This window comes from Roseococcus sp. SDR (assembly GCF_019083995.1).
Lineage (GTDB): Bacteria > Pseudomonadota > Alphaproteobacteria > Acetobacterales > Acetobacteraceae > Roseococcus.
This window is the reverse complement of sequence record NZ_JAHRCU010000004.1, coordinates 44,109-60,999: the sequence shown is the minus strand read 5'-3', so window position 1 is coordinate 60,999 and position 16,891 is coordinate 44,109. Positions and strand designations below refer to the sequence as shown.

Annotated in this window: 16 protein-coding genes; 5 read left to right on the top strand and 11 right to left on the bottom strand. The window is 70.8% G+C overall.

All coding sequences use genetic code 11. The annotated features are described in order from the left end of the window. Positions 1–72: 72 nt before the first annotated feature. Positions 73–957 (top strand): alpha/beta fold hydrolase, encoded by an 885-nt coding sequence (locus KTR66_RS06125; RefSeq protein ID WP_213611469.1) that lies wholly within the window; start codon positions 73–75, stop codon positions 955–957. Beyond that, the gene (locus KTR66_RS06120) at positions 957–1,550 is read left to right on the top strand and encodes a nuclear transport factor 2 family protein (RefSeq protein WP_213611467.1); all 594 of its coding nucleotides are present in this window, start codon (positions 957–959) and stop codon (positions 1,548–1,550) included. Before KTR66_RS06125 ends, KTR66_RS06120 begins: the two co-directional genes overlap by 1 nt. Here KTR66_RS06120 and KTR66_RS06115 read toward each other — a convergent pair. Further along, positions 1,540–2,022 carry a CinA family protein gene (locus KTR66_RS06115; protein ID WP_213611464.1) on the bottom strand — a complete coding sequence of 161 codons (483 nt, stop codon included), beginning with the start codon at positions 2,020–2,022 and terminating at the stop codon, positions 1,540–1,542. The two genes, KTR66_RS06120 and KTR66_RS06115, sit on opposite strands and share 11 nt — an antisense overlap. Next, on the bottom strand, positions 2,022–2,639 hold the full coding sequence (locus KTR66_RS06110) for a DsbA family oxidoreductase (RefSeq protein ID WP_213611462.1): 618 nt from the start codon (positions 2,637–2,639) through the stop codon (positions 2,022–2,024). The genes KTR66_RS06115 and KTR66_RS06110 overlap by 1 nt, the downstream gene beginning before the upstream one ends. Positions 2,640–2,709: 70 nt before the next feature. Between KTR66_RS06110 and pobA the strand changes: the two genes are divergently transcribed. Genes pobA through KTR66_RS06095 form a run of 3 tightly spaced genes read left to right on the top strand, consistent with a single transcriptional unit; the run spans position 2,710 to position 5,704 of the window. Further along, positions 2,710–3,870 carry a 4-hydroxybenzoate 3-monooxygenase gene (gene pobA, locus KTR66_RS06105; RefSeq protein WP_213611460.1) on the top strand — a complete coding sequence of 387 codons (1,161 nt, stop codon included), beginning with the start codon at positions 2,710–2,712 and terminating at the stop codon, positions 3,868–3,870. A 4-nt stretch (positions 3,871–3,874) separates the two neighbouring features. Next, the gene (locus KTR66_RS06100; RefSeq protein WP_249731892.1) at positions 3,875–4,822 is read left to right on the top strand and encodes a Gfo/Idh/MocA family protein; all 948 of its coding nucleotides are present in this window, start codon (positions 3,875–3,877) and stop codon (positions 4,820–4,822) included. Between the two features lie 9 nt (positions 4,823–4,831). Next, the gene (locus KTR66_RS06095; protein WP_213611456.1) at positions 4,832–5,704 is read left to right on the top strand and encodes a 3-keto-5-aminohexanoate cleavage protein; all 873 of its coding nucleotides are present in this window, start codon (positions 4,832–4,834) and stop codon (positions 5,702–5,704) included. 6 nt (positions 5,705–5,710) lie between these two features. Here KTR66_RS06095 and KTR66_RS06090 read toward each other — a convergent pair whose 3' ends face one another. The 9 genes from KTR66_RS06090 to KTR66_RS06050 form a co-directional block, all read right to left on the bottom strand. Beyond that, positions 5,711–6,850, bottom strand: a complete 1,140-nt coding sequence (locus KTR66_RS06090) for a benzoate/H(+) symporter BenE family transporter (protein WP_213611454.1) — start codon at positions 6,848–6,850, stop codon at positions 5,711–5,713. Between the two features lie 5 nt (positions 6,851–6,855). Next, complete coding sequence (locus KTR66_RS06085; protein ID WP_213611452.1) at positions 6,856–9,141, bottom strand: penicillin acylase family protein; 2,286 nt, start codon at positions 9,139–9,141, stop codon at positions 6,856–6,858. A gap of 1 nt (position 9,142) precedes the next feature. After that, positions 9,143–10,108 carry a tripartite tricarboxylate transporter substrate binding protein gene (locus KTR66_RS06080; RefSeq protein ID WP_213611450.1) on the bottom strand — a complete coding sequence of 322 codons (966 nt, stop codon included), beginning with the start codon at positions 10,106–10,108 and terminating at the stop codon, positions 9,143–9,145. Between the two features lie 20 nt (positions 10,109–10,128). Beyond that, positions 10,129–11,340, bottom strand: a complete 1,212-nt coding sequence (locus tag KTR66_RS06075; protein WP_213611448.1) for a M20/M25/M40 family metallo-hydrolase — start codon at positions 11,338–11,340, stop codon at positions 10,129–10,131. Between the two features lie 2 nt (positions 11,341–11,342). After that, complete coding sequence (locus KTR66_RS06070) at positions 11,343–12,311, bottom strand: tripartite tricarboxylate transporter substrate binding protein (protein WP_213611446.1); 969 nt, start codon at positions 12,309–12,311, stop codon at positions 11,343–11,345. Continuing rightward, positions 12,308–13,696, bottom strand: a complete 1,389-nt coding sequence (locus KTR66_RS06065; protein WP_213611444.1) for an amidohydrolase family protein — start codon at positions 13,694–13,696, stop codon at positions 12,308–12,310. Before KTR66_RS06065 ends, KTR66_RS06070 begins: the two co-directional genes overlap by 4 nt. Then, on the bottom strand, positions 13,697–14,665 hold the full coding sequence (locus KTR66_RS06060) for a D-2-hydroxyacid dehydrogenase (protein WP_213611442.1): 969 nt from the start codon (positions 14,663–14,665) through the stop codon (positions 13,697–13,699). Further along, a complete protein-coding gene (locus tag KTR66_RS06055; protein ID WP_213611440.1) occupies positions 14,662–15,699 on the bottom strand; it encodes an alpha/beta hydrolase in 1,038 nt (345 codons plus the stop codon). Before KTR66_RS06055 ends, KTR66_RS06060 begins: the two co-directional genes overlap by 4 nt. A 63-nt stretch (positions 15,700–15,762) precedes the next feature. Next, positions 15,763–16,845: a trypsin-like peptidase domain-containing protein gene (locus KTR66_RS06050; RefSeq protein WP_213611438.1), complete on the bottom strand. Its 1,083-nt coding sequence runs from the start codon at positions 16,843–16,845 to the stop codon at positions 15,763–15,765. Positions 16,846–16,891: the final 46 nt, after the last annotated feature.

Here is a 16,891-nt window from a genome sequence, read left to right as displayed (position 1 = left end):
GAAGCGGCCGTCCCTTGCCGCGCCCGGGGCCACGACGCAAGCTGCGGCCCGCCCCAGGAGGAGATTCCCCGCATGCCCAGCATCCGCACCGAGGATGGCGTTGACCTGCATTACATCGAGGCGGGGGAGGGCACGCCGCTCGTCTTCGCCCATGAATTCGCGGGCGACGCGCGCAGCTGGGAACCGCAGATCCGCTTCTTCTCCCGCCGCTACCGCTGCATCGCCTTTCATGCCCGCGGCTATCCGCCGAGCAGCGTGCCGACCAGCCCGAAGGCCTACAGCCAGGACCGCGCGACGGACGACATCGCCGCGGTCATCAAGGGGCTGAACCTGGCCCCCGCCCATGTGGTGGGCCTCTCGATGGGCGCCTTCGCCACGCTGCATCTGGGCCTTCGCTATCCGCATCTGGCGCGAAGCCTGACGGCGGCGGGCGTCGGCTATGGCGCCGCCCCGGGCAAGCGCGCGCAGTTCCAGGCGGAGCTTGACGCCTCGGTGGCACAACTCCGCGCCGAGGGCATGAAGGCCTTCGCCCATACCTACACCCATGGGCCGACGCGCCTCGTCTTCGAGGAGAAGGACGCGCGCGGCTTCGCGGAGTTCGAGGCGCAGATGGCGGAGCATTCCGCAGAGGGCTCGGCGCTGACCATGCTCGGCGTGCAGCGCGAGCGCCCCTCGCTCTTCGAGCTGGAGGACCGCTTCCGCAAGCTGAAGCTGCCTACCTTCATCATCGCCGGCGACGAGGATGACCCGACGCTGGAGCCCGCGCTCTACCTGAAGCGCACCATCAGCAGCTCCGCCCTCCTCGTCATGCCGAAATGCGGGCACACGATGAACCTGGAGGACCCGGACGCCTTCAACCGCGCTCTGCTCGACTTCATCACGGCGGTGGATGGAGGCGCCTGGCGGGACCGCATTCCGGCGAGCCTGTCGGGCGGCATCATCGCGGCGAAGCGCTGATGCGCGACGCGCTCGAAATCCGCGCCCTGATCGAGAACTGGGCGGTCTGGCGCGATGCCGGCGACTGGGCGCGCTTCGCCAGCTGTTGGCACCCGGAGGGCCGGATGATGGCCACCTGGAAGCAGGGCACGGCCAAGGAATTCATCGCCGCCAGCATCGAGGGGTGGAGCCGCGGCGTCTCCATCCTGCATTTCCTGGGCGGGCACAGCAGCGACATCCGCGGCGACCGCGCCATCGCCCAGACCAAGATGACCATCAGCCAGCGCGCCGAGGTGGAGGGCGTGCTGGTGGATGTGGTCTGCACCGGCCGCTTCTATGATTTCGTGGAGCGCCATGAAGGTCGCTGGAAGCTGCTGCTGCGCCAGCCGATCTACGAAAAGGACCGGATGGACCCGGTGGCGCCCGATGCGCGGCTTTCGCTGGATGCCGCGCTGCTCGCGCAATTCCCCGAGGGCTACCGGCATCTGGCCTATCTGCAGAGCCGCATCGGCTATGCCGTGAAGCGCGACATGCCCGGGCTGAAGGGGCCCGAGGTCGAGCGCCTCTATGCCGATGGCGCGGCCTGGCTGGCCGGCGCGCCGCTCAATCGCTGAGCGCCTCGTCCAGCAGGCCCAGCGCGGCCAGGGCGAATTCCAGCATGTTGGGCCAACGCTCGCCATGGCCCGTCTCCAGCGTGCGGACCATCTCGACCGGGCCGGCGATGGCGAGGCAGGTGTGGCCCGCCGCATCGCCATAGCGGTTGCCGGTGGGGCCGGAGGCGCCGGTCTCGGCCAGGCCCCAGGTCGTGCGCAACCGCTCGCGCATGGTTCGGGCCAGCAGCAGGGCGTAGGGCTCGCTGGCCGAGCGCAGGCCCGTCATCTGTTCGGCCGTGATGCCGGCGAGAGCCCCGCGCGCGGTGGCCGTGTAGGTGACCGCGCCCCCCATGAAATAGGCCGAGGCGCCGGGCAGGGCGAGCAGCGCCGCCGAGATCAGGCCGCCCGAGGAGGATTCCGAGACCGCGATGGTCTCGCCCCGCGCGCGCAACCGCGTCCCCAGAAGCGCGGCCCGTGCCAGCACCGCCTCCATCAGGCGGCGCGCCGGCCGAAGATCTGCGCCATGTGCTCGGCCGGATAGGCGCCGGAGAACATCACCTGGCCGTCAAGGGCGAAGCTCGGCACGCCATTGATGCCGATGCGGCGGAAATGCGCGTCCTCGGCGCGGACTTCCGCCTCATGTTCGTCGGAGGCGAGGAAGGCCGCGGCATCGAGATCCAGCGTGGCGGCGATGGCGGCGAGCGTCGCATGGTCGCCAATGTCCTTCCCGTCGTGGAAATAGGCTTGGAACAGCGCCTCCACCATCTCATTCTGCTTCTCGCCAGCCCACCGGATCAGGCGGTGGGCGGCGATGGTGTTGGGCGTGCGCAGCATGCGGTCATGCCGGAATTCCAGCCCCACGCCGCGGCCGGCCTGGGCGACATTCGCGTCCAGCTCGGCGCCGCGCTCCACGCTGCCGAACTTGGCGGCGCGATAGGCCGCGCGCTCCACCCCTTCCACCGGCATCTCGGGATTGAGCTGGTACGGACGCCAATGGATGGTGAAGGGCTGGTCCAGCATGGCCAGCGCCCGCTCCATCTGCCGCTTGCCGATCCAGCACCAGGGGCAGATCGCGTCGGAAATGACATCAATGCGGCGTGGCTGTTCCATGCGAACCCCCGTTGTCGAGAGGCCCATTCTGCGCCATTGCCGGGCTCTCGGGTAGCGGGAGTTCGGGCACATGCGGACACAGGTGGGGATTCTGGGCGCGGGGCCGGCGGGGCTGCTGCTCGCGCATCTGCTGCACCGCGCGGGCATCGACAGCGTCATCATCGAGGCGAAGTCGCGCCCCTATATCGAGGGCCGCATCCGCGCCGGCCTGCTGGAGCAGGGCAGCGTGGATACGCTGACCGAGGCAGGTCTCGCCGAGCGCCTGCACCACGAGGGCCTGGCGCATGACGGCATGGAGCTGCGCTTCAACGACGCCTCCCACCGCATCGACCTGCACGGCCTCACCGGCAAGCGCGTGACGATCTATGGCCAGCAGGAGGCAGTGAAGGACATGGTGGCCGCGCGGCTCGCCACCGGCCGCCCGCTGCATTTCGAGGTGGAGGATGCGGCGCTGCATGACATCGCCACCGACCAGCCGCGCATCACCTTCACGCTCGACGGCACGCGGCAGGAACTGCGCTGCGACGTGGTGGCCGGCTGCGACGGCTTCCACGGCATCTCCCGCGCCGCCATGCCGGAGAGCGTGCTGCGCATCTATGAGCGCGTCTATCCCTTCGCCTGGCTCGGAATCCTGGCCGAGGCCCAGCCCATCAGCCACGAGCTGATCTACGCTCGGCACGCCGATGGCTTCGCGCTCGCGACGATGCGCAGCAACACCATCTCGCGCCTCTACCTGCAATGCGCGCCGGATGAGGATCTCTCCGGTTGGTCCGACGCGCGCATCTGGGAGGGCCTGCACCAGCGCCTGGGCGCGGTGAAAGAGGGGCCGATCCTGCAGAAGGGCGTCACCGCCATGCGCAGCTTCGTGGCCGAGCCCATGCGCCATGGCCGCCTCTTCCTGGCGGGCGACGCCGCGCATATCGTTCCGCCCACGGGGGCGAAGGGCATGAACCTGGCCGTCGCCGATGTGCGGGTGCTGGCGCAGGGCCTCATCGCCTTCTATCGCGGGCAGGGCATGGGGCTGCTCGATCGCTACAGCGAGATCTGCCTGCGCCGCATCTGGAAGGTGCAGCGCTTCTCCTGGTGGATGACCGCCATGCTGCACAAGTTCAGCGACAATGACCCCTTCGAGCATCGCGTGCAGGTGGCCGAGCTCGATTACCTCGTCCATTCCGAGGCCGCGCGCACCGGCCTCGCCGAACAATATGTGGGGCTGCCCTATGAAGTCTGATTCTTTGCGCCTGGGTATCCTCGGCCTCGGCATCATGGGCGAGCGGCTGATGCGCGCGGCGCTGGCACATGCCGGCACGCAGGTCACCGCCGTCTGGGATCCGGGCGCCGCCGCCGTCGCGCGCCTCGCCTCCATCACGCCGGACCTGACCATGAGCGCGGATGCGGCCGCCGTGATCGCGGCGAGCGACGCGGTCTACATCGCCTCGCCCCCCGCCTCGCATATCGCCCTCGGCCAGCAGGTCCTGGCGGCGGGCCGGGCGCTCTTCCTGGAGAAGCCGCTCGCCTCTGACCTCGTGGCGGCGCGGGATTTCGTGGCGGGTGCGAAGGGGCAGCGCGCCGCGGTGAACTTCCCCATGGCGTCCTCGCCCTCCATCGCGCAGCTGCGCGCCTGGCTGCCGGAGATCGGGCCGATCCAGCGGATCGAGATCACCGCCGCCTTCGCCGCCTGGCCGCGCGGCTGGCAGCAGGGCGCGGCCTCCTGGCTCTCCGAACGCGCCGAGGGCGGCTTCACGCGTGAGGTGGTCTCGCATTTCCTCTTCCTCGCCCAGCGCCTGGGCGGCCCGGTGCGGCTCTCCGAGGCGCGCGTCAGCTACCCGCCCGGCACGGGCTGCGAGACGGCCATCGCGGCGCGGCTCACGGCGGGCGATGTGCCGGTGACGATCTCAGGCGGCGTCGGCATCACGCTGGCCGATGACCACAACATCACCCGCATCCAGGGGACGAAGGGCGCCATCCGCCTGCGCGACTGGTCCTTCGCCGAGAAGCTGGCGGCCGACGGCACCTGGCATGCCGCACCCGACGCCCTGCCCAATGAGAAGATGCGCCCGCTGACGCTGGCCGGGCAGCTCGACAAGCTGGCGGCGCTGACGCGCGGGGCGGCGGTGGACCTCGCCACGCTGGAGGAGGCACTCTCGGTGCAGGAGATCGTCGAAGGGATCCTCGCCGCATGAGCCGCGCCCGTGAGTAGGCCCGTCATCATCACCGCGGCGCTGACCGGCGGCGCGGACAGCACCGGCGCCTCGCCGCATGTGCCCATCACGCCGGCGCAGCTGGCAAGTGAGGCGCTGGCTGCGCGGGCAGCGGGCGCCGCGATCGTCCATATCCATGTCCGCAATCCCGAGACGGGCAAGCCCTCGCGCGACGTGGCGCTGTATCGGGAGACGGTGAGCCGCATTCGCGACGCGGGCAGCGACGTGCTGATCAACCTGACGACCGGCCCCGGCGCCAGCTTCGCCCCCGGCGAGGACCCGAATGTGAACGCCCGGCCGCGCGGCATGGCGACGCCGGAAGAGCGCGTGGCGCATGTGCTGGAGCTGAAGCCCGACATCTGCTCGCTCGACGTCGCGACCATGAATTTCGGGCCGACCGCCTTCGTGAACACGCCCGCGCACCTGGCGGCCATGGCGCAGATGATCCGCGAGGCCGGCGTGAAGCCGGAGCTGGAGGTCTTCGACCTCGGCCATGCCGCGCTGGCGGCCGATATGGTGAAGCGCGGCCTCTTCGAGGCACCGCCCTGGTTCCAGCTCTGCCTCGGCATCGCCTGGGGTGCGCCCGCGACGACGGAGGCGATGCTGGCGCTGAAGCAGCTTGTCCCGGCGGGCGGCATCTGGTCCGCCTTCGGCATCAGCCGCGCGCAATTCCCCATGGTGGCGCAGGCGGTGATCCTGGGCGGGCATGTGCGCGTGGGGCTTGAGGATAATCTCTACCTGGCGCGCGGCGTGCTGGCCGAGGGGAACGCGCCTCTGGTCGCGCGGGCCAAGCGCATCGTCGAAGAACTCGGCGAGCACGCGGCGAGCCCGGCCGAGGCGCGCGCTATCCTCAAGGGCGACTGAGCCGCCTCACCGCGCTCGCAGCAGCCACATCAGAGCGCCGCCCGCCACAAGGCCCCAGAAGGCGGCGCCGATGCCGCCCACGCTGAGCCCGGAGGCGGAGACGACGAAGGTGACGATGGCCGGCACGCGCAGCGGCTCCTGCGCCATGGATGCCGTCAATGCCCCGGCCAGCGAGGCGAGCAGGGCCAGCCCCGCCACCGCCTGGATCAGCAAAGGCGGCGCGGCCGCCACCACCGCCGCCGCGACGCCGGCCAGCAACGCGAAACCCAGATAGCCAAGGCTCGCGACCAGCCCCGCCACCCAGCGGCGCTGCGGGTCCGGATGCGATTCCGGCCCAGCGCAGAGCGCCGCCGTGATGGCGGCGAGGTTGACCAGCTGTCCGCCGAAGAAGGCACCGAGGAAGCTGCCGCCGCCGGTTGCGAGGAAGACCGGCCGCATCTCGGGCTTGTAGCCATTCGCCTGCAGCACGGCGTAGCCGGGCAGGTTCTGCGAGGCCATGGTGACGAGAAACAGCGGCAGCGCGATGCCCACCATCGCGCCCCATTCGAAGCTGGGCGCGACCCAGACGAGGCGGGGCGCCTCCCAATGGCCGGCACCCGGCAGGCCGGGCCCCAGCAGCAGGGCGGCCACGGCCACCACCACGGCGGCCGGTACGGCCCAGAGGCGGTTCAGCTTCAGCATGACCGCCCAGGCCAGCACCACGGGCAGCGCGAGCCACGGCAGGGCGCCCACGGCGCGCACCGGCGCGAGACAGAGATCAAGCAGCACGCCCGCCAGCATGGCGGCGGCGATGGGCGGCGGAATACGCTCGACGGCACGTGCGACGGGGCGCCAGAGCCCCGCCGCCATCAGCAGCAGAGAGGCCGCCAGAAAGGCGCCGACCGCGGCTGAAAACCCACCCGCCGGCGCGCCGGTCGTCACCAGCAGCGCCGCCCCCGGCGTGGACCAGGCGATGGAGACCGGCATGCGCCAGATGATCGAGAAGCCCGCCCCCAGCACACCCATCAAGAGGCAGAGCATGATGAGACCGGAGGCCGCCTGCTCGGGTGTCGCCCCCATCGCGGCGAAGCCCGCGAGAACCACGGCGAAGGAGGAGGCGAAGCCGACAAAGGCCGCGAGCAGCCCAAGCAGGATGGGTTGGAGCATGAAACCTACGGAGCAAGGCGGATGGAGGCGGTGACCTGCGCGGCCTCGCGGCCCAGGCGCAACATGCCGCCTGTGCGCCAGGTCTCCAGCAGGTCACCCCAATGGCGGGAGAGGGGGTGGCCCGATTGGCCGGTGGCGATGATGCCGAAGCTCGCATCCGGCGCGCCGAGATCGGCCACGAAGCGCAGCCCCGCGCCATGCATGGCCTGGTAGGGATCGGCGCCGCCGGCGCGGATGGATTGGCGCTGCACCGTCTCGCCATCGCCGCCCACGGGCACGCTGAGGCCGATGAGCCGGTTCACGCCGGGGATGAAACGCAGCAGCGGGTGCTCGAAGCGCGCCTGATGCGCCTGGCCCCAGCGCCATTGCGTGGGGTCCTGCCCATGGGCGCTGCCGAGTTCGGCGACGGATTCGGCGAGCGCCAGCGCCGCCATGGCGCGGCAATCGCCGCCGCACCACCAGCCGGCCTCGGGCGCGGTCAGCAGGAAGCGCAGGAATTCCGGCGTGCCGCGCGCCTCGGGCACGCGCGCCTGGCGCAGGGCCAGCACGGGCAGCCGGCGCGCGAAGGCGTTCCAGATCAATGGCTGCGGCAGGCCCGGCGCCATCTCGCCATCCCATTCCGCCAGAAGCGCCTGCGCCTGGCCGAGCGGGCCGGTTCCACGCGGCAGGCTGTTGAGGAAGGGCAGGCTTTCCTTTGCCAGGAGCGAGAGTGTGTCCATCTGGATGGCCGCGAATTCGGCAGGGCCGTTCACCGGTTCGGCCGCGAGCCGGTCATGGATGCGGCGGAAGCGCCAGTCGCCGTACCATTCGCGCGAGAGGTGCACCGGGTGCCCCTCGGGGCTCACGCGGTTGTTGGCGTTGACGAGGATGCCGCTCGCCGGATTCTCCACATGCGGCAGGTCGTCGAAGGGCACGAAACCGCGCCAGGGCTGGTTGCCCGGCACGGGCAGGCTGCCATCGCCGCTGGCGCGGATCGGCGTCCGGCCCGTGAGATACATGGCGATGCCGCCCGCCCGGTCCGCCACCATCAGGTTCTGTGGGGGCGAGGCGATGAGCGCCGCGGCCGCCCGCGCCTCGGCGATGCTGCGCGCGCGGTTCAGCAGCAGAAAGCCCTGCGCCGAGGTGTCGCGCGGTTCCAGATTGGCCATGCGCACGCTGAGCAGCCGGCCATCCAGGCGCGGCGTCTCGTCCAGGTCTGAGATGACGGGGCCATTGGCCGTCTCGCGGACCGTCAGCGTCACGGGCTCCCCGCCGCGCACCAGGATGGTCTCGGTGCGGGTGCGGCGGATATCGGCCGGCGTCTCGAGGAAGACGTCCTGCGTGTCGGAATGGGTTGTGGTGAAGCCCCAGGCGAGATCGGCGTTGCGGCCGATGATGATGAGCGGCGTGCCCGGCGCCGTGGCGCCCGAGAGGATGCGCCCATCGGCCAATTCGATGCGTGCCAGATACCAGAGGATCGGCGCGCCGTAGCCGAGATGCGGATCGGAGGCGAGCAGCGGCGCGCCCGAGGCGCTGCGCGAACCGGCCACCGCCCAGGCATTGGAGGCGGATCGGGGAAGGGGGGCATCCTCGCCGAAGACGGGAATGGCCGCGAGGATGCGCTCCATCCCGTCAAGCGCCGCCACATCGGGCCGCCCGGCGCTGCGATCGGCGGGCCAAAGCTCCCAGAGGCGCTCGGCCGGCAGCCGGGCGGCGAGGCGCGCGCGCTCCAGTTCTGCGCGCCAATTGCCCGAGAGCCAGAGGCCCATCACCTTGGCCCAGAGCAGGGAGTGCTGCGGCTGCCAGGGTTCGGGCGGGCCAAGGGCAAGGAATTCCGGCGCGGCGAAACGCCCACGATCCGCGATCAGCGCGTTCACACCGGCCGCATAGGCCTCGAGCAGGCCGCGCGTCTCGGCGTCCAGCGCCGCGAAATCGGCCTCAGCGGCCTGTTTCAGCCCGAGCGTGCGGCTGAAGCGGTCGAGCCGCAGCATGCCGCTGCCGGCGACCTCGGCGAGGCGGCCTTCGGCGCCGCGCCGCATCATCTCCATCTGGAAGAGGCGGTCGCGCGCGTGCAGATAGCCCATGGCGATGGCCGCATCGCGCTCGGTCGCGGCATGGACGCGCGGGATGCCCTGCGCGTCCAGCGTGATGCGCGTGGGGGCGGTCAGGCCCTCGATACGCAGCTCCTCCGCATCCGGCGGCAGCGTCCACCAGACGACGCCGAAGAGGCCCGCCGGCACGGCCAGCAGTAGGAGCAGCAGCCCCAGCACCAAGCGGCCCAGAAGGCCGGTCTTGCGGCGCCGGCGGGGCATCCTATTCCGGTTCGATCCCGGCGCCGCGGATCATCTCGCCCCAGGCGGCGATCTGCTCGATGACGAAGCGGCTCAGTTCCTCGGGCGTGGAGGTGAATCCGTCGAAGCCGAGCTCGGCCATGCGGGTGCGATATTCCGGGCGGGCGCCGATGCGCTGCATGGCGGCGGAGAGCGTCGCCACCACCTCGGGCGGCATGCGCGCCGGGCCGAAGAGGGCGGCGAAGCTTTGCAGGTCGAAGCCCGTGAGCCCCACCTCATCCAGCGTCGGCACATCGGGGATGAGGGCGGAGCGGCGGTTGTTGGTCTGCCCCAGCGCGCGCAGTCGTCCGTCGCGCACATGGCCGAGCGTGGGGGTGAGGTCCACGACGATGGAGGTCACGCGCCCGGCCAGCACATCGGTCAGCGCCGGCGGCGTGGAGCGATACGGCACATGCAGCATCTCCACACCCGCGAGGCGCGCGATGGTGGCCCCCGCCACGATGCCCGTGCCATTGCCGCTGGCGTAGCTGATCTGCCCGGGCCGCGCCCGGGCGAGGGCGATGAATTCCTGGAAGTTGCGCGCCGGCACATCGGCGCCGATGGTCAGCCAGAAGACATACTGCCCGAGGCGCGAGATGGGCGTGAAATCGGCGACGGGGTCATAGTCCAGGCGCCGCAGCAGCCAGGTGTTGGCGCCATGCGTCGTGTTGGTGGTGACGAAGAGCGTGTGGCCATCGGGGGCCGCGCGCATCGCAGCCGCGGCGGCGATGGTCCCGTTCGCGCCCGCGCGGTTGTCTACCGTAATGGGCACGCCCAGTTCGGCGCCCAGCATCTGCGCCAGCACGCGGGCCACGGCATCCGTGCCAGAGCCCGCGGCGAAAGGCAGGATGAAGGTGATGGGCCGCGTCGGCCGCCATTCGATCTGGGCCTGCGCCAGGGTGGGGGCCGCGAGACTTGCGGCGAGAAGCGTACGGCGTTGCAGGGTCATGTGTTCCTCCCGGGTGGCGGTTATTCCGCCATCTCCATCTCGGCGATCGCGAGGATGGTGGCGAGGCTCGCGCGCATGCCGCGCAGCGAGTTCTCGATCTCCACGTCGATCCATTCTTCCAGCGAATGCGCCCGCCCGCCGGTGCCGCCCGAGCCGATGCGCAAGGCGGGGATGCCGAGGCTCATCGGGATATTGGCGTCGGTGGAGGACCATTCGAAACTGGGCTGGTAGCCCTCCGCCGCGACGGCGGCCGAAGCGAGCCGCGCGATGGGCGAGCCATTGGGGGTGTGCCCGGCCGGGCGGTCGCCCACCGGCACCAGCTCCACCGTGATCTCGCCCGTGCGGGCCACGTTCTCGGCAGCGACGGCGGCGTGCACGCCGGCCAGGAACTGCTTCTCCAGCCGCGCCAGTTGCTCGGCGCTGGCGGAGCGGAGGTCCACCTCCATCGTCACCGTCTCGGGGATGGCGTTGATCGAGGTGCCGCCCGAGACCACGCTCACGCAATGCGTCGTCACCGGCTCGCGCGGGACCTGGATGGCGGCGAGCGCACGGGCGGCATCGGCCATCGCATACACCGGGTTCACCATGCCGAAGGCGGCATAGCTGTGCCCGCCGGGGCCGCGGAAGGTGACGCGGAAGCGGCGCGAGCCGATGCCGCCCGTCACGATGCGGTCCACATCGGGGCTGTCTACCGTGAGGAAGGCGCGGATGCGCTCGCGCTTCGGGTGGTGGGCAAAGAGGTGACGGATGCCGCGCAGATCACCCAGGCCTTCCTCGCCCACATCGCCCACGAAGAGGATATCGTGCCGCGTGCGCAGCCCCGCCGCATCCATGGCGCGCAGGAAGGCGAGGTTCACGGCAAGGCTGCGCGTGTCATCGCCAACGCCGGGTGCGAAGAGCTTCGTGCCCTCGCGCCGCACGCGCACATCGGTGCCGGCGGGAAAGACAGTGTCGAGATGGGCGGCGACGACGAGGATGTCGCCATTGCCGAAGCCCCGGCGCAGGCCCATCACATTGCCGACTTCGTCCTGGGTGCACTCCTCCAGCCCATGGGCGCGCAGCATCTCGAGATAGGCGGCGGCGCGCTTCTCCTCGGCGAAGGGCGGCGCGGGGATCTCGGTGAGCGTGATGATGTCGGCGACCGTGCGCTCATGCTCGGCGCGCATCACCTCGCAAGCCTTCCGATAGCCGCCATGGGCGCGGATAGCGGCGATGGTCTGGTCTGTCGTCATGCTCAATGCACTCGTGCCCCGGAAAGTCGCACCAACTCGCGCCAGCGTGGCGCTTCCTCGGCGATGAAGCCTTGCGCCGCCTCCGGGCTGTCGGAGACCACGGCGTCATAGGAGAGCGGGCGGAGCGCCGCGCGGAAGGCGTCGTCGCGGCCGATGCGGGTCAGCGCCGCAAAGAGGCGCTGGCGCTCGGCCTCGGGCGTGCCCGCAGCCAGCATGATCATGTTCCAGCTGCGGATGTCGAAGCGGGAAAGGGCGGGCACCTCGCCGAAGGACGGCACGTCCGGCAGGAATTGCAGCCGCGCCCGAGAACTCACGCTGAGTGCCAGCAAGCGCCCCGCCGCGACCTGCGGCGTGAGGGTGGGCGGCAGGTCGCAGACGCCATCCACCTCGCCGGCGAGGACCGCCTGCACCGCCTCGGCACCGCCGCGATAGGGCACATGCAGGAACTCCACGCCCGCGCCGGAGGCCATGGCCGAAAGCGCCAGATGCGAGACGGTGGCCACCCCCGTGGTGCCCATGCGGATGGCGCCGGGCCGCGCGCGGGCGGTGGCGAGCATTTCCGAGAGGCTGCGCCAATTCTCGCGCCGCGCCGTCTCGGCATTCACCACGCAGAGCACGGCGGCGTCGGTGATCTGCGTGACCGGCAGCAGGTCGCGCATGGCGTCGAAGGGCATGGAAGCCTGCAGCAGGGGGGCGGCGAGGATGCTGGCCGCGCCCACGATGCCGATGGTGCTGCCATCCGGCGTGGATTTCGCGACCGTATCGGCGCCCACCACGCCGCCCGCGCCCACGCGATTTTCGACGATCACACTCTGCTCGAGGATCGGCGTCAGCCGGTCGGCCAGGATGCGGCCCAGGCTGTCCACCGCGCCGCCGGGCGGGAAGGGGACGATCACGCGCAGCGTGCGGCGCTGCGCTTGGGCCAGGCTGGGGGCCGCGAGACCCGCGAGGATCAGGCCGCGCCGCTTCATGCGAATTCCCTCTGCGCGGCCAGCTTCGCCGGGATGGCGCCCCGCCGCGCCGCTTCCGCCCAGACCGCCTCGATGGCCGCACGGCCGCGCTTCACGACCGCGGGCGCATCGCCGCGCAGCAATTGCCGGTCCCGCACGCGCGGCACGCCGGCCGTGATCACGGTATGCGCATCGCTGCCCTGGCCATTGGTGAGCAGGGATCGCAGCGGGCTCCAGACCGGCTGGTAGCGCGGCCGGGAGAGGTCGAAGATCACCAGATCCGCCCGCGAGCCCGGCGTCAGCCGGCCCAGATCCGGCCGTTGCAGCGCATCCGCCGCATCGCGCGTGGCCGCCGTCAGCAGGCGCTCGGCGCTGCCCAGGCCGGCCACGCCCGATTGCGTCTTGGCCAGCACGGCGGCCGCACGCAGCTCATCCACCATGTCGAGCGTCACGCCATCCGTGCCGATGCCAAGGCGCACGCCCGCCTGCAGGAAGCGCGCCAGCGGCACGCCGCGGCCCGAGCGCGCGAAGCCGAGCGGGCAGGAGGCGATGGTCGCCCCCGCATCGCGCACCATCGCGATTTCCTCATCGGTCGCGAACATCGCATGGCCCAGGATGACGCCCGGCCGCAGCAGCCCGCAATCTGCGATATGCGCCACGCTCCCCTTGCCATGCGCGGCCTGGACGGCGGCGATCTCCATCGGGTTCTGCGCGCAATGGATGGAGACGATGGCGCCCAATTCCCGCGCCGCCGCGTCGATCCGGCGCAGCAGCGCGGGCGAATTGCTGTCCGGCCCATGCGGCCCGAAGCCGATGGAGGCGAGGCCGTCGGGCCCCTGGTGGCGCTCGGCGTGCAGGCGCATCACGAAGTCGAAGCTCGCCTCGCTCGCATCCGCGCCGCGCCAGACCGGCTTGCCCGCCTCATCCATGGCGAGGTTGGGCTGGGTGAACAGGTAGGGGCAGGACCAGCTGCGCAGACCGAGGCCCGTCGCGCGTGGCACGAACTCATGCTGCTGTGGGCGCCAGATATCGAGCATCGCCGTCGTGCCCGTCATCAGGCATTCCAGCAGCGCCATCTCCACCGCATCGCCGATGGCCTCGGCCGACATGATCTCGGAGACGAGGTCACCCAGCGGCATCAGCAGCGAGAACAGGATATGGCCGGGCAGGTCGCCCGGCTGGATGTCATCCGCCAGGCCCCGGAACAGCGGCGCCGAGAAGGCGTGATTGTGCAGATTGATCAGCCCGGGCGTGAGCAGGCCATCCGGCACCTCGATGCGCTCGGCATCGAGGGTCGGCCGCTCGTTCACCACGTCGGCGATGCGGTCGCCCTGGATGATGAGATGCGCCCCCTCCCGCAATCCGGTCTCGGCGCACCAGAGCCAGCGGGGGGAGAGGATGATCATTCAGACGACCCGGTTCACGAGGTCGCTGCGGCCGGCCTGGAGGCGCTTGATGTTCTCCATCATCAGGTCGAGCACATTATCCTCATAGGAACAGGTTTCGCCCGCCGTGTGCGGCGTGAGGAACGCGTTGGGCAGCGTCCAGAGCGGGCTCTCGGGCGGCAGCGGCTCGGTCGCCATCACATCGAGGCCCGCGCCGCGGATGGTACGGTTCTGCAGCGCCTCGATCAGCGCCGCTTCATCCGCCACCTTCCCGCGCGCGCAATTGATCAGATAGGCGGTGGGCTTCATCGCGGCCAAGGCCGCGCCATTGATCAGCCCCGTCGTCTCCGGCGTCAGCGGGCAGACCAGCACCACGAAATCCGCGCGCGGCAGGATCTGCGGCAGGGCCGAGGTCGCATGCACCTCATCGGCGCCCTCGGCACCGGAGGCCGGGTTGGCGCGCACGCCGATCACGGTCATGTCCAGCGCCTTCAGCACGCGGATCACCCGCTTGCCGATCGCGCCCATGCCGATGACGACGGCGGTCTTGCCGTTCAGCTCATCCTCACGCTGGGTGAAGTCGCCCTTCATGCCGGACCAGAATTTCTTGTGCTGGTCATCGCGGGCGATGAAGAGCTTGCGCGTGATGCCGAGCATGAGGCTCACCGCATGCTCGCTCACCGCGGCCGCATTGCCGCCAGCGGCCGAGGCGAGCGCGATGCCATGTTCCTTGAAGGTCGGCCGGTCATACTGGTCCGTGCCGGCCGAGAGCGACTGTACGAACTTCAGGCGGTTGGTCAGCGTGGGCAGGGTGTTGCGCCAGAAGCCGCTGACCACCAGCACATCCGCCTCGGGGATGCGGGCCTGGAGTTCGTCCAGGCTGCGCACCTCGAAATGTGGGAAGGGGGCGCCGCGCGCCGCGAAGCGCTCGCCACAGCGATAGGCCACATGGGCGAAGCAGATGGTGGGGTTGGACGGAAAAGAGCTCACGCTGCGGCTTCCTCAAGAAAGACCTGGACGGCCTGGAACAGGGCACCCCGGTTGCGCTCCATCCACATGCCATGCGTCCCTTCGCCCAGCAGCACCAGGCGCTTGCCGGGCGAGGCGGTGAGCAGCGGGAAGAGCGTCTGCGCCATGTAGGGCGGCGTGTCCTGGTCCCATTCGCCGAGGACGAGCAGGGTGGGGGCGGTGATCTTCGCGGGGTCGTAATAGGGGCGTCCGGCGGACCAGTATTCGCGGCCATCCGCCACCACGCCGTTCGGCGCACGCAGCGCGGGCGGGTTGCGGCGCAGCCCCTCGGGGTCCGTCGCCCAGGTGACGCCGGCCCAATGCTCGAACCAGCCGGGCGGCACGAGGCCGGCACGATGCGCCTCGGGCACGCCGGCGCCACGGCGCGCGCGCGCCTGTTCCTGCGTCACGAAGCGATAGGCGCCGATGGTCCCACCCTGGTCCACCAGCGAGGGCGTCTGCCGGTTCCAGATCGGCGCGTAGAGCACGAGGCGCTCGACCACCGCCGGGTTGTCGGCGGCGAAGCGGCCCATCAGCGCGGTGCCCCAGGAATAGCCGAAATGCACGCATTTCGGGATGGAGCGCCGGCCGCGCACGAAGTTGGAGACGCTCATGATGTCGGCCACCGCGGTTTCCCCGCGCACCAGCGGCGGATTGGCCTCGGGCGGCTGCGACATCTCGGGCGGGCGGGTGCTGCGGCCATAGCCGCGGATGTCCATGCACCAGACGTCGAAACCGCGCCCGGCGATGTAGTCCATCCAGGAAAGGCCGCCCAAAGGCAGATCGAAGGCCGTGTGCGCGGGATAGGTCGCGCCATGCACCATGATGATGGTGCGCCCGGGCGAGAAGCTCGTCATGCTCTCCAGGCGCTTGTTGCGCACGAAGAGCTCGATGCCGGCATCGCTGGCCGGAACCATGAACTCCTCGGTGACGATGCGCGCGGTCTGCGCCTCGCCTTGCACCGGGATCAGCGGCGCGGCCAAGGCGGGGGCGGCGAGCAGGACGCGGCGTTGCATGCGGATCTCTCCCTCGGGGTCAGGGTGAGACTAGCCAAGCCCGCCCAACTCCGCGAGGGGGCCCTATTTCTCGCAGCGGATGAAGAGCGTGCTGCGATGCGCAATCTCGCCCACATCAGCGGTCGCGCGGTCGGGGCCGCTGCTTTCGGCGACACGCGGCTCCACCCCGGCGCGGCGGGCGAAGGCCAGCGCCGCCTGGCCCTGGATCGCGAAGTTCACATTCTGCGCGATGTCGCCGGTGCGGCGGCTGACCGCCTGCGCATTGAGCTTGGAGACGACCACGCCCACCACATGGCCCTGCATGTCCACCAGCGGCCCGCCGGAATTGCCCGGCTGGACCTCGGCGCTGATCTGGTACTGGTTCGGATTGTCGCCGATGCCGCGCAGCCCGTTCACCTCGCCGCGCGTCAGCTTGGGGTCGGAGCTGAGCAGGCCGGCCAGGGGGAAGCCGTAGGCGACGACGCCCTCGCCACGGCGCACTGCGGGCGCGTTGCGGAAGGCGAGGGTGGGCCCCACCAGGCCCGGCACGTTCAGCACCGCGATGTCGAGCTGCGCGTCCATCCGCGCTGGCGGCGCGGCTGCCAGCCAATGGCCGGAGGGGGTCCGCAGCAGGACGCGGTTGCAATTGTCGATGACGTGATGGTTCGTCATCACCCGCTCATTGGCGATCAGGAAGCCCGTACCGGTCGAGACCTGGCGTGCCTGCTGGTTGGGCTGCGCGAGCGGCGTCTCGCGGCTCGCGGGCCCCGCCATGGGCTGCGGGCGCGCGGCGGCGGGCGCTGACGGCCGGCTGGCACTGGCAAGGTCGATGTTGCGGTTCACGCAGATGTCCTGATCCCGCAGCACCGCCTCCCGCCCGTCACCCAGCACAAGGCGCAGGTCGAAGCGGCAGCCGGCATCCGCATTCGGCGTCACGCGGAAGCCCCCGCCATCGGTCAGGGGGCGGTCAGGGCGCAGGAAATTGCCGCCCCAGTCACCCTGGCCGCCGCGCGGGCTGCGCACGGCATAGAGGGCCGTGGCATCGGTTCCGGTCCGGTTCACCACCCGGAAACCGGGCGGCTCGGCCGGGTTCTGCGCCCGCGCGGGCCAAGGCCCGAGGGCCGCCAGCGCGAGGATGGATGCGAGGGGGAAGAGGAGGCTGCGCATGGAACGCGATGTGCCCATCGGTTTGCGCCAGCGCAAGGTCTTCTCC